We start from the raw sequence: 13,784 nt of genomic DNA on the forward strand, positions 1-13,784 counted from the left end.
GTTAAATTAGTAAGAAATGAGTGATATTTTTGATTATTCAAGTTATTGGTTTAGATGAAAAAGGAATTAAAAACTTTTCAAACTATTTATCTAAAAAATATACGCTACCTTTAGTTGATATAAGTTATTTTTTAAGTGATAACAAACAAGCAATTATAGATAAATACAGTGATTTTATATTTAATAACAGTGATTTCATAATAGTTGGATCTATGTCAAATATAATTTATTCATCTTTTTATAAAAGAGATTATTTGGTATGAATATATAAACAAGATGAAACAAAAATTGATAACAATGATAAAAGAAATAAATTTAACTCAGTATTTAAAGAATATGAAATTGCAAATGGCAATAAAATAATTATTAATTCAGATTTAAGATTAATTGATCAAGAAAAAATGTTTTTGAATATATTGGAGAAAAAAGATTATGAATACATACAAGGGAAAAATAAGTAGGTTTATTTATAAGGGTGACAATGGTTATGCTATTGCAGTTTTTATTTTATTTAATAACGAAAAAAAATCAGTAACTATTACTGGTTCAATAGGCTTAATGAAAATGGGTATAGTTTATGAAATAACTGGAGAAGAAGTTGAAGATATAAAAAGAAATCAAAAAAACTTTGTTGTTAAAAGTTTTAGTCAAGTAAAACATTTTGACAGAGATGGACTTATAAAATATCTAAGTTCTCCAACTTTTCCAACTGTAGGAAAAAAACTTGCTGAAAATATTGTTGATCATTTTAAAGATGATGTATTTAAAAAAATACTTGAAAATAAAACTGAGCTTTTTAAAATCCAAGATATGACAGAAGCAAAAGCAGAAATTATTTTTGATGTTGTCAGTTCTAAATTTGCAGACAATAAAATTTTAGATATTTTTGTTGAGAATAATTTAAAGATGGAATTCTTAAATTATTTACAAAGAGAATTTGAAGATATAAATTTAATTGAACAAGTTTTAAATGAAGATTTTTATAATTATGCAAACGAAAATAAACTTCAACCATTTAACGAAGTTGATAAAGTTTGTTTAACTTTTGGAATGCAAGAAGAAGATGAAAGAAGAGTTTCTTGATTTGCAAGTGAGTTTGTTAAAGAAATTTTATTTAAAGAAGGAAACACATATACTTCTTTAGAAGAACTTATTAAAAAATTAAGACATCAGTTTAATTTGAGTGATGGTGATCTTTATAAAAAACTTGTTTATGCTAAAAATGAAAAGATACTTTATTTTAAAAATGAAAAAATTTATACAAAAGAAAGTTATGAAGATGAACAATATATTGCAAAAGAACTTTATGATTTATCAATTAAATCCAATTTCATTAAAAGAGAAATTGATTTTGACAAAAATATTTTAGAAGTAGAAAAATTTATAGCATCAAGACATGATGTAGAAACTTTTAAATATAATCCAGAGCAAGTTGAAGCTATAAGAAACTTTATTGATAATGATATTTCAATAATAACTGGTAGACCAGGAACCGGAAAGACAACTGTTATAACTGGAATAATAAAAATGTATGAACTTGTATATAATGATACTAACTTTGCAATTACTGCACCAACTGGAAGAGCGGCTGGAAAAATCAAAGATGATTCAGGATATAAAACTTCAACAATTCACAGACTATTACAATATTCTGGAAATGATGTTTTTGAAGCAAATGAATCAAAACCAATTTATAAAAATTTAGTTGTAATAGATGAATGTTCAATGATTGATAATCATTTATTTGCATCATTGTTAAAAGGTGTAAAAGGAATCAAAAAAATATTATTGGTAGGGGATGTTGAACAATTACCAAGTGTTAGTTATGGAAATTTATATGAAGATTTAATTAATTGTGATCAATTTAAAGTAACAAGACTTGTAACTAACAATAGGCAAAAAACAAATGAAGGTGAAGTCAATTCAATTATTGATCTTTCAAATGCAATTAAAAATGAACAAGTTAAAGAATTTGATTTTGACTCAACAACAAATGTTGATTTTATATTTTCAAATGAATATCAAGATGTAATTAAAACTTTGAAAGATACTTATTCAAATTTAAACCCTTCAGGAATTGAAGAGCAATTAAATGATATTCAAATTATTGCTCCAATGTACAAAGAAAAATTGGGAATAGATAATATAAATGCAACAATTCAAAATCTAGTAAATCCAACAACTTCAAGAGTTTATAAAAGATATGATGCTGAATTTAGAGTAAATGATAAAGTCATGTATATTGAAAATGATCCGATATTAGAACTTTCAAACGGAGATGTAGGATACATTAAAGAACTTAACTTTGTTGGAGAAAAATTAAAAACAGCTAAAGTAGTATTTAATGGAAGAGAAATTGAGATGGGAAATAACTCATTTCAAAAGATAAAACTAAACTATGCTTGTTCAATCCATAAAACTCAAGGAAGTGAATATAAGAATACAATCCTTGTTTTAGACGGAAATAATAGAGTTTCTAACTTTGTTTTAAACAAAAAAATGCTATATACTGCAATAACTAGAGCAAAACAAAAGTTAATCATCATTTCTGATAGCAATTTGTTTATTAAATCATGTTATAAAAATGCAAAACAAAGATTAACGACATTAAAAGAAACAATAAATTTATTGAAAGGGTAATAATAAATGGAGCACAACGAAATTAATTCACAAAATCATATAGAAAGAACAAAAAAGATTAAGCAAAAATTAAGTAAATTTAATCAAGTTTTTAGTGAATTTTTAAAAAATAATGCAAACAAATTTTCTGATTTACAAAAAAACGCATTAAATCCAGGTGAATTTAATTTTTTAGCTGAAAGAATTGATTCCGCAGAAAATCAACTTTTATCTCATTTCAGTGTATTGCAAAACTTATTTAACAATATTGAAGTTAATAATATTGAAAATTTTGAATCTTTTATACTATACACTGTGATAATGAGTTTATCTATAGTTCTTGAATTATCAATTTTTCTGAAAGAAACATTAACAAATGATGTTAATTCATTAATTAGTGAGATAAATAACAAAAAATTCAACAAAAATCAAAGTTACTTTCTAAAAAAACATATTGAAAGCGAAAAAAATAAAGATTTTAATTATCATATTGAATCTCTTAGAAAAATTAGAAACGCAATAGAACACCCACTAAGCTATTATCATAAAAGTAAAACTTATTCCATACAAATAGTTGATCATAATAATTCTAATAATATTTTTTCCAAAGAAGAAATGGCAATAATAAGACATCCTGTTTTAGAGGATGGAAATAATTACGGCAAAATTGAAATCTTTGAAGTTTTTAATTTCATATTGATAGTTGAAAATGTTGTAGATTTTATTTTAAACGAGTTATTAAATTAATATTAAAAAAAAAAAAAAAACTATCTTTTTGAACAATTAAGGCATAATTTTATTATTTCAAAGTAATTTTCTTTTTTTATATTTTCTTTTTTTCCGCATTTATCACATGTATCAATAGCCATATAATCACCCCTTTAAATAATTTTAACAAAGATTAACGACATTAAAAGAAACAATAAATTTATTGAATAATCAATAAATACTATATATAATATGAAATAGTGGGGTAAAAATAAATGAGACATAAAAATACGTATACATTTGCGATAATAATCACTTCTCTTCTTGTAATAGCATTCATAGTTGTAGGAACTGTTGGTAGTACAATTGATTATTCATCTATACTTGAATCAAAAATTCAAAGTTCAAACTGAAGTTCAATTGAAAATGTTGAAAATTTAAAACAAAATATAACAACACCTCTATCTTTAGCGTTCTTTCTATTTGGAATTGGTGGGGTAGGAGAAATAATGGGAGCACAAAACTGATTTGGTTTAATTGTATTTACAATTACATCAATTATAGTTATTCCTGTGTTATTAATATTATTTGTTACTTATGCATCAGTAATAACTGTATTAATTTCTGTTGAATTCTTAAGAAGAGATTCAGAAATTAACAAAGTAAAAATGATTGGGAAATGAGGTATGTATGCTTCATTTATAGCAGCTTTAATATTTGCATTAATTGGAATTACTTTATTCAGTTCAACTGAAGCTGCTTTACAAAGAAATTTAGGTAGTCCTTTTGATGGATATGATACTTTTGCTATAACAACTTTCTTAACACACTTAACAAATGGAACAGTTTTTGGTGGAATTAGTGGTGGGATAATAACAGATCCAACAGTTATTTCTAATTTACAAGCTGGAATGGCATTTATGGTAATTTTATTACCAATATCAGCTATTTGTTTAATTGCATTTGCATCAATGTATATTGGAGTTTTCGTTTCAAAAAGAGAAAGTAAATCATCAAGATTCTTTAACTGATTAAAAAACATTAGAATTGACTCTTTAAGAGAATATATTGATTTAAACTTAAAAAACCCTTGAATTTGAATAATTTCATTAACATTTATGACTACAATTATAATTCCTGGATTTGCACATCCATATGAAAATTCAACTCAAATATTAATTTCTGCTGTAAACTTCCTAATCATTCCTGTGGCATTTGCTCCAATGATTGTAGGATTCTTTATGGCAAAAGCTATTAAAAGATTTAACTATAACTTATTAATGTTTGTTCAAATCTTAGTTTTAATGGTATTTACTTGAGGAATACAATTAAATTTATGAATTTTCTTTAAAGATTCAATGTACCAAATATCATGATTAAGTGCATTCTTACCATTTATGGCATGTACTACATCATTATTTGCAGCATTTGGATTTATTAAATTCTCAGATAAATAATACGAAAGTATTATTTTTTTTGTTTAAATCACCTCGAATTGACTTAAAATATACTTGTTAGGAGTTAAATTATGATTTTAAAAAATGCAAAAATAGTGATTGAAGATAAAATCGTTGAAAAAGGTTGATTAGAAGTTGAAGGAAAAACTATCAAATCAATTAATGAAGGTGATACTAACTTAGAAGGTATTGATTTGAATGGAAATTGATTAATGCCTGGATTTATAGACTGTCATGTGCATGGTGGATATGGAGTGGATTTTGAAAGTGGAAAAATTGAAGCTTTTGAAAAGTTTTCAGAAAATGTAGCAAAAGAGGGAATTACTAGTTATGTTCAGGGAAGTGTAACTAATTCTAAAGAAAATAACCAAAAATACTTAACTGAATTTGCTAAATTTATGTCAAATGAAATGAAAGGTTCTAAATGTTTAGGACTTCACTTAGAAGGTCCCTTCATTTCAAAAGATAAAAAAGGAGCACATGAACTTTCTCTTTTAGAAGATCCAAATATTGATTCTTTAAAGGAATTAATTAAAGCTTCAAATGATAACATAAGAATTGTTACTTATGCAGCTGATTTACAAGATGGAAGCTTTACAAAATTCATGTTAGAAAACAACATTTTACCAAGTGTTGGACACACTAATATGAGTTTTGATCAATGTCAAAAAGATTATGAAATAGGATTTAGACATGTAACTCATTTATTTAATGGAATGAGTGGTGTTAGTCAATATGAACCCGGACTTGCAGCGTTTAGTTTATACAAAGATGATATCTTGTGTGAAGTAATTACTGATGGAATTCATATTGAAAAAGATACTTTAAAATTAATTTACAAAATTAAGGGACCAGAAAATATTTGTATAATAACTGATGCAATGAACGCAAAAGGTTTAGCTGATGGTGAATATAAATTAGGTAACTTAGAAGTTGTTAAAAAAGGAATGAAAGTTTCTTTAAAAGAAAGTGGAGTTTTAGCTGGAGCTGGAGCAACTTATGATCACAACATAAGAACAATGTTAGAAGCAAACCCAGAAATTAAAATGACTGACTTAATTAAAATGACTTCAATTAACATTGCAAAGCAATTAAATATTTTTGATAAAACAGGAAGCATAGAAAATAATAAAATTGCAGATCTTGTTGTTTTAAATAAAAATTTAGAAGTGGAAAAAACAATAGTAGAAGGGAAAGTTGTATATGAAAAATAAAATTAATCCTGCAAGTTTCACAATGATAAAATTCTTGTTAACTTTAGGTTTAATTTTTAACTATACAATTTCTTTATTAGCTTTTTTTAATGTTTACAAAAATGAAGAAGGAAAATTATTATTAGCAACCAAAACTTATTTAGCAATTCAAATATTATTGTTTGTATCTTCATTAGTTTGTTTTTTAATATTTTATTTTGTTAGAATAGATGTAAATAAAAAAACAGAATATAAATATAACAAAAAAGAAAAAAAATTAATTTATATTACTTTATCTACTATAATTTTAATTTTATTAATTTCTTTAATAAATATCCTTTCTATTTCTTTTATATTTGAAAAAATATTTATTATGATAATAGTTTTTATGGTTATTCAACTTTTTACAGGTGTTTCAACTTCAATTTTAGAAAGTTATTCAAGATTAACTGAACAGTCAATTGTAAATCAACATTGATTTAAAAAAGAAGAAGAAACAAAAAAAGAACAAAAAGTAAAAACAGAAACAAAAGTTTTAAAAGAAAAAGAAAACTTTAACCCATTTATGCAGGAGGAAGATAATGATTAAATTCGGAACTATAGGTACTTCACAAATCACAGAACAATTTATTTCTGCTGCTATAAAAAATCCAAACTGTAAAGTTACATCTTGTTACTCAAGAGATAGATCTAAAGCTCAAGATATAATTAGAAATCACAAACTTTATGCAAAAGCAGCTGATAGTTTTGATCAAATGTTAGACGAAATTGATGCAGTTTACATTGCTTCACCTAATGGTTTACACTATGATCAAGCAAAATATTTTTTAACACAACAAAAACATGTGTTGCTTGAAAAACCTTTAACACTTTCTTTTAATCAAGCAATTGAATTATATGAAATTGCAAAAAGAAATAATGTTTTTCTAATGGAAGCATATAAAACTTTTCATTGTCCTCAATTTAAATATTTATTTAACTTTGTTCAAGACTTTCAACCATTCATTGCAAACTTAAATTTAAATAAATATTCATCAAGAATGGACAAAGTTAAATTAGGACAATTTGATTCTGTATTTGATGAAACTTTAGGGAAAGGTTCAACTTATGATATGTTAATTTATCCAGTTGAACTAAGTATAGGTCTATTTGGTCCTGTTATTGAAGTTAAATCAATGGGACAAAAATTACCAAATGGAAGTGGTTTAAGTGATTGTGTTATTTTAAGACATGAAAGCGATGTAATCACCAACATAGTGTGTAGTAAAGCAAGTGCTGGAAGAATTAAAAGTGAATTGCTTTCAGATAAAGCAACACTAACTTTTAAAAATGTTATACAATTAGAAGAGATAAGTTTGTTTCAAACAAAATCAGAAGAAGCTCAATTAATTCACGAAACAAAAGATGACAGAGATCTATTTGAATATGAAATCTCAGTATTCTTAAAAATGATATATGAAAATGATTTCTACTTAAGAGATTATTTACTAGATATATCTTGTGAAACAGTAAGAGTTTTAAATCTTGTTGAAAGCAATCAAACAAAATTAGGAGAAAATTAAAATGAATTTAAACAAATACATTGATCACACTTTATTAAAAGCTGACGCTAAAAAAAGTGAAATTGAAAAAATCTGTAGTGAAGCAAAAGAATTTGATTTCGCAACAGTTTGTATAAACCCGACTCACATTAGTTATGCAAAAGGTTTATTAGAAGGAACTGATGTAGGAATTACTACAGTTGTTGGTTTCCCATTAGGAGCAACAACAAGTGAAGTTAAAGCTTTTGAAACTAAACAAGCAATTAAAAATGGAGCAACTGAAATTGATATGGTTATCAATATTGGCGCTGTAAAAGATGCTAACTGAGATTTAGTATTAAATGACATGAAAGCAGTTAAAGCAGCTGCTCCAAATAACTGTGTAAAAGTTATTTTAGAAAATTGTTTATTAACAAAAGAAGAAATTACAAAATGTTGTGAATTAGCTTTAGAAGCTAAATTAGAATTTGTAAAAACTTCAACTGGATTCTCAACTGGAGGAGCTACTTTTGAAGATGTTGCTTTAATGAAGTCAATTGTTAAAGATAATGCAAAAGTTAAAGCTGCAGGTGGAGTTAGAACTTATGATGATGCAATGAAAATGATTGAAAACGGTGCAGATCGTTTAGGAACAAGCGGTGGAGTTGCTATTGTTAAAGGTGAAGAACACAAAAACGGATATTAATAACTACAAAAGGTTGCTTAAAAAAAGCACCTTTTTTTTGATATAATATATATAATGATTTTACTTTTTAGGAGGCGTTATAATGAAAAAGCATGGTTTTGAAATTGAAGATTATAATTTACCAGCTTCAGTTAGAAAAAGAATCGACGATTTAGTTGATTTAAACATTAACCCTTCAACAATTAACTTAATAACTGCTGAATTTTCTAAATCAAGTGAAGAAACAAAAGAAAACATAGGTAGATATATAGCTAGACTTTTAGAAATTGAAGATTTTATTTTACAAGAAGAATACAGAAAAAGCAGAGAAATTAATGCTGGTATAAACTTAAAACAAGAAATGAATATCAAAAATAGACAAACAAATCTATTAAGAATTCAACAAATCTTTTTAAAGAAAGATCAAGAAAACGATAAACAAAATAGAGTTAACCAAAGAGCTCAAGAAGTTAGCAGTTCTCCTGACGCTTTAATTAATTTCAAAGAAGCTATGGTAATTAAAAATCAAGTACAAGTAAGCGAAACTGAAAAGTTACAAGAACTTGCAAATAAAAGAAGAAAATTAGAATTAGCTATTTTAGAAGAACAACAAAAAATCAAAACAGCTCAAAAACAATACCATAGAGCAAAACTTGAAGATGATAATATAACTCAAGAGCTTAAATTAAACATAGTTAAATTTGCAAACCAAAGATTACAAGAAATCTCTGACGCAATTGCAACATATAAAACTGTAGATAAAATTCCTGATGAAATTATTGATAATAAATCTAAAGGTAAAGATTTTTTAAATAGTAAAGACAAAACTAACTTTGAAAAATTACAAGAAGATATTAAAAATCTAAATGAGAAAAAAACTAAAGGTAACGTTTCTCAAACTTTAGAAATAGATCTTGAAACTTTCTTTGATGTGCCTGGTTTTGATGATTATGAAGAATATGAAGCTGTAGCAGCTGAATTATTCCAAAGACCAAAACAAGAAAATAATAAGAAAAAACAAAAAAATAAACAAATACAAAAGAAGCAAGAAGTTAAAAAAGTTGAACAAAAAAAGGTAGAAGTTAAGAAAACAGAACCTAAAAAAGTTGAACAACCAAAACAAAAAGACACAAAAAAAAATTCTCAAACAATAGAAAAAAAAGTCGAAGTTAAAAAGCCGATTGCTAAAAGTGATGAGTCAGAAAAAATAATTAAAAAAATTAAAAAAAAGGCAAGAGCTAAAGATAGACAAATAGACAAAATCACAAAAGAAAAAGAAGAAATAAAAAAAGAGTTAATTAAATTAAAAGAAGAGAAAAAAATTAACGAACTAAGAGAACTTGAAAATAAAAAGAAAAAACTGAATGAAAATTTTGAAGAAACAGTTAAAAAAGAGAAAAGAAAGATAGAAACTACTTATCAAATTCTTGAAAAGAAATGAAAAGCAGAAACTATTAACCAATCTTTAAACTCAAAACAAAAAGCTTTCAATGCAGTTAAAACTATTAAAGAAAAATCAAAAACAGTTGAACAAGAACCCAAAAAAGTTGAACAACCAAAAGTAATCGAAAAACCAAAACCAGCTGAGCAACCAAAAGTTGTAGAACAAGCTAAGGTGATCGAAAAACCAAAACCAGTTGAACAACCAAAAGTTGTAGAACAACCAAAAGTTGTAGAACAAGCTAAGGTAATCGAACAATCAAAACCAACTCAAGAAATAAAACAAGAAAAAATTTCATTCTCAAACAAGAAAAACATTTCTGCAGAGGTTCAGAACCAAAACAAATTTGAAGAAGATGAAAAAAGAATTGCATATCTTGAAAGAAAAAAAGCTTTAAACATGATTACTAAAGAAGAACTTGGTGAACTTGAATTTAAAAAGAAAAAAAATAATCACACTTCTAATAAAGTTGATTTAAGAAAATTCAAATTGGTTAATAAATATAGTCAATAAAAAGCAAATAAATTATTTGCTTTTTATTTTATTAAGAAGATAATATTTGCAATTGGAGAATGTCATGGAATTAAAACTAATTAAACCAACAATTGAATATAAAGAAGAACTAATAGAAATGGTTGTAGAATTTTGTCAGAACGATAAACCCAAAGATGCAATACCTGGAAGTTCAAACATAAATGGTTATGAATCAATTGAACAATGATTAGAATTTATAAACAAAAAAGATATTGATACAGTATTAGTTCCTTTTTATCAGTATTTAGTTGTTGATGGAAATAATAAAGCGATTGGATTTTTAAATATAAGACTTTCTTTAAATGATCACTTATTAAATTATGGAGGTCATATTGGATATAGCGTGTTGCCAAAAGAAAGACAAAAGGGATATGCTCAAACAATACTTAAAGAGGCTTTAAAAATTTGTAAAGATAATTCTATTAATGAGGTATTAATAACTTGTAAAGAAGATAACATATATTCTGAAAAAGTTATTCTTAAAAATGGTGGTGTTTTAGAAGATATCAGAAATGATGGTAGTTTTAATTTTAAAAGATACTGAATAAAATAATTAAATTGCTTTAAAATTAAGGCAATTTTTTTATGCTAAAATAACGATATATAAGGTGGAAGAATGATGCAAACAAGTCAAAAACTTTTTAATGGATTTGATATATCTTGATACACAAAAAATAAGACTAAAAGTTTTCTAAGAAAAGTTGGATCAAGTTTTGGTTTTGTTATCATTTTAATGCCTATCTTTGGAATTATTTTATCTATTGGTAATGCAACTGATGTTAAGGTCTTAAAAGATATTGGAAGCATTTTATTTGCAAATATTGGTATTTGATTTGCTCTTGCAATAATAATGGGATTTACTTCAAATAAAGGAGCAGCTGTTTATGCTGGTGTTATTTCATATTTGGTTTTTAATGGTTTTATATCTGCTTTTATAAATGATGCTGACAATAAACCGACTTTTGATATTTGATTTTGAAATGATTTATCAAAAAGTGCTTTCACATCTAAATTGTTCTTTGGAGGACTTCTAACATTTAATTCAGGAGTAATTGGAGGTATTTTAATTGGAAGTTATGTAACTTTTATTTATAACAAGTTAAAAGATATTAACTTGCCTAAAGGTTTGGAAATATTTGCCAAAGAAAGATTTGCAATAATAGTTTCATTCTTTTCTACTTTTATTTTTGCTTCATTGTTCATAATTATATGACCATTAATAGGTTTTGCTTTATCAAGTATTGGTAGTGGGGTTGCAAAATCTCCAATTGGCTTAGACTCGTTTATATTTAGAACTATTCAAAGAATGCTAATTCCATTTGGATCAAGTTTATTGTGACAATCACCAATGTGATATACACAAGTGGGTGGAAGTTTAAATGATTTCCAACAAGACTTGTTGATTCAATATCTTTACAGAACAGTTGATTCAGTTGATATTCATTTAATTGATCAATTATCTTTAATAACAGAAAAAGCATTCGGCAAAGATGGTATAACTACTTTATTTAACAATGAACTTGGAGCTAATGGTTATAATAAAATAGAAGATCTAGTAAATATTTGATTTGAACAAACACAATCTATATTTGACAATAATTATAGTGGAGATCAATTTATTTGAAACGCCATATCTACAAATAAATATATAACAGTTGACGATTGTTGAAATGCTGGTTTAAGAGTAAGTAGATTTATTTCTGGAGGTTTTGTTAATTCAATATTTGTACTTCCAGTTTTAAGTGGAACATTATTATTCATGACTCCAAAAGGGGAGAGAAGAAACAAAGTAGGGATGTATGTAACTGCTGGATTAACTGCAATGCTTGTTGGAGTTACCGAACCTGTAGAATATTTATTTTGCTACACAATGCCTTTATTCTATTTTGTAATTTATTGTCCTTTCAATGGTTTAGTATCTGCAATAACTTCACTGTTACATGTAAAAGTTGGAACTTCATTTTCTACTGGAATATTTGATTTTGCATTAAGTGGAATCGTTCCAACAGTAAATGGAGTTGATACTAAAATATGAATAATACCAATTATTGGTATTATTGCTGGAACTTTAATGTTTGTAATTGCTTATTTTTGAATTAAATATTTTAAAGATAAAGATAGAAATATTAAAGTTGAAGCCATTAAAGCAAGAGATTCATTACAATCACTATTGTCTGACTTTGGTGGTTTTAGAAATATTTTAAATTATAAATTAGATAACGATAAGTTAGTTTTAGAGTTTAAACATGCACCACAAATAGATAAAATTTTTAGTTGATTTAATGGGGTTGAAAGAAAAGGTAATGAAATAGAGATTAAATATGATCAAGACAATAAACAAATTCTTGAAATTATGGATTTATTGATAAAAGACAGAGAAATAAAACAAAAAAGGATGTAAATCCTTTTTTTAAATATTGTCATTAATTGCTTTTATTATATTGAAAGCAACTTGATTTTTCTTAACTTCATCAAATTCTATTAGCTCATTTGTTTTTGAAACCAATATTTTTATTTCATTAAAATCCGATTCCATGGCTTTAGCTAAGTTAATAATCAACATATCTAAGTTTTTTTCTTTAACTTTTAATCAAGCTTTATCTAAATTAAAGTCATTTGCCAATGAAAAACCTATTAAAAATTGATTTGTTTTTATTTTTCCCAACTCTTTTAAAACATCAATTGCAGGAACTAAATCAATGTGCATTTGATCTTCTTTCATTGATCTTTTCTCTATTTTCTTATCAATGTAATTCTCAACTTCAAAGTCATATAAAGCAGCTGAACAAATAACTACATCACAGTTATCAAATTCTTTTAGCATTTCATCTAGCATTTCAGGGTTTGTTTTGACATATTTATTGTTCTCATCTTGTAAAATGGGTTCTAAAGTGTCTCCAAATACTGTTTTAAGGGCTTTTGAGCTATTTTTTAATATATTCTTTAATTCCATACCCATTTTACCGCCGCTAGCGTTTGTAATGTATCTTACTTTGTCTATATAACTTCTGGTTTTTCCAAAGTTTAAAAGAACTCTCTTATCTTTAAGATTTTCAAAGGTTTTAAAGTGATTTTCAACTACTTGAATAACTTCAATTGGTTCTAATGCTCTTCCAATTCCTTCATGTCTGCTTGCTAACTTACCAACTTTAGGTTCAATTCATTCAACATTTCCAGTTGCTAAAAGAGTTGCTTTGTTTTTTTGTAAAATAGGGTTCAAATACATATTTGAATTCATGCTTGGAAACAATATTGTATTAAAATTTGAAACAGCAAATATTAAACTTACTATATCATCTGCCAAACCATTGGCTATTTTTCCTATATAGTTATAACTTGCAGGATAAACTATGTTTAAAGTGCTTTCAAAAGCCAATTTTATATGTTCTCCATAATGGTGAGAATCATAAAAATCTTGATCGAAAATATCTTCTAAGTAATCAACACCTTCAAAATCAACAAATTTTTTAGCATTTTTAGTAAGAATCAACTTAACTTCGTATTCTTTTGTTAATAGATTATAAAGTTCTTTAGATTTGCTAGCTGCAATTCCACCTGTAACTATTAAATTAACTTGTTTTTTCATAATTTGTTCCTTGCTTTTCACTATTATTATAATTTAAAACC

Annotated in this window: 12 protein-coding genes; 11 read left to right on the top strand and 1 reads right to left on the bottom strand. The window is 25.7% G+C overall.

The features are described from left to right. The first annotated feature begins 29 nt into the window (after window positions 1-29). The 11 genes from AACL10_RS02345 to AACL10_RS02395 all read left to right on the top strand — a co-directional run bounded on the left by AACL10_RS02345 (window position 30) and on the right by AACL10_RS02395 (window position 12,558). Window positions 30-461: a hypothetical protein gene (locus tag AACL10_RS02345; protein ID WP_338984243.1), complete on the top strand. Its 432-nt coding sequence runs from the start codon at window positions 30-32 to the stop codon at window positions 459-461. Continuing rightward, a complete protein-coding gene (locus AACL10_RS02350; protein WP_338984244.1) occupies window positions 433-2,640 on the top strand; it encodes an AAA family ATPase in 2,208 nt (735 codons plus the stop codon). Before AACL10_RS02345 ends, AACL10_RS02350 begins: the two co-directional genes overlap by 29 nt. Window positions 2,641-2,646: 6 nt before the next feature. Next, the gene (locus tag AACL10_RS02355) at window positions 2,647-3,366 is read left to right on the top strand and encodes a hypothetical protein (protein WP_338984245.1); all 720 of its coding nucleotides are present in this window, start codon (window positions 2,647-2,649) and stop codon (window positions 3,364-3,366) included. 236 nt (window positions 3,367-3,602) lie between these two features. Further along, window positions 3,603-4,784, top strand: coding sequence for a motility-associated protein Scm1 (gene scm1, locus AACL10_RS02360; RefSeq protein ID WP_338984246.1), 1,182 nt, complete (start codon window positions 3,603-3,605; stop codon window positions 4,782-4,784). A gap of 71 nt (window positions 4,785-4,855) precedes the next feature. Further along, complete coding sequence (gene nagA, locus AACL10_RS02365; RefSeq protein ID WP_338984247.1) at window positions 4,856-5,998, top strand: N-acetylglucosamine-6-phosphate deacetylase; 1,143 nt, start codon at window positions 4,856-4,858, stop codon at window positions 5,996-5,998. Then, window positions 5,988-6,566: a hypothetical protein gene (locus AACL10_RS02370; RefSeq protein WP_338984248.1), complete on the top strand. Its 579-nt coding sequence runs from the start codon at window positions 5,988-5,990 to the stop codon at window positions 6,564-6,566. The genes nagA and AACL10_RS02370 overlap by 11 nt, the downstream gene beginning before the upstream one ends. Next, on the top strand, window positions 6,559-7,539 hold the full coding sequence (locus AACL10_RS02375; protein WP_338984249.1) for a Gfo/Idh/MocA family oxidoreductase: 981 nt from the start codon (window positions 6,559-6,561) through the stop codon (window positions 7,537-7,539). The genes AACL10_RS02370 and AACL10_RS02375 overlap by 8 nt, the downstream gene beginning before the upstream one ends. A gap of 1 nt (window position 7,540) precedes the next feature. Further along, window positions 7,541-8,203 carry a deoxyribose-phosphate aldolase gene (gene deoC / locus AACL10_RS02380; RefSeq protein ID WP_338984250.1) on the top strand — a complete coding sequence of 221 codons (663 nt, stop codon included), beginning with the start codon at window positions 7,541-7,543 and terminating at the stop codon, window positions 8,201-8,203. A gap of 82 nt (window positions 8,204-8,285) precedes the next feature. After that, window positions 8,286-10,136, top strand: a complete 1,851-nt coding sequence (locus AACL10_RS02385) for a hypothetical protein (RefSeq protein ID WP_338984251.1) — start codon at window positions 8,286-8,288, stop codon at window positions 10,134-10,136. 64 nt (window positions 10,137-10,200) lie between these two features. Continuing rightward, a complete protein-coding gene (locus tag AACL10_RS02390; RefSeq protein ID WP_338984252.1) occupies window positions 10,201-10,710 on the top strand; it encodes a GNAT family N-acetyltransferase in 510 nt (169 codons plus the stop codon). A 63-nt stretch (window positions 10,711-10,773) separates the two neighbouring features. After that, entirely contained in the window at window positions 10,774-12,558 is a 1,785-nt protein-coding gene (locus tag AACL10_RS02395; protein WP_338984253.1) for a PTS transporter subunit EIIC, read from the top strand. A 9-nt stretch (window positions 12,559-12,567) separates the two neighbouring features. Here AACL10_RS02395 and coaBC read toward each other — a convergent pair whose 3' ends face one another. Then, window positions 12,568-13,743: a bifunctional phosphopantothenoylcysteine decarboxylase/phosphopantothenate--cysteine ligase CoaBC gene (gene coaBC, locus AACL10_RS02400; protein WP_338984254.1), complete on the bottom strand. Its 1,176-nt coding sequence runs from the start codon at window positions 13,741-13,743 to the stop codon at window positions 12,568-12,570. Between the last annotated feature and the right edge of the window lie 41 nt (window positions 13,744-13,784).

It is taken from the genome of Spiroplasma endosymbiont of Diplazon laetatorius, assembly GCF_964019625.1.
Lineage (GTDB): Bacteria > Bacillota_I > Bacilli_A > Mycoplasmatales > Mycoplasmataceae > Spiroplasma_A.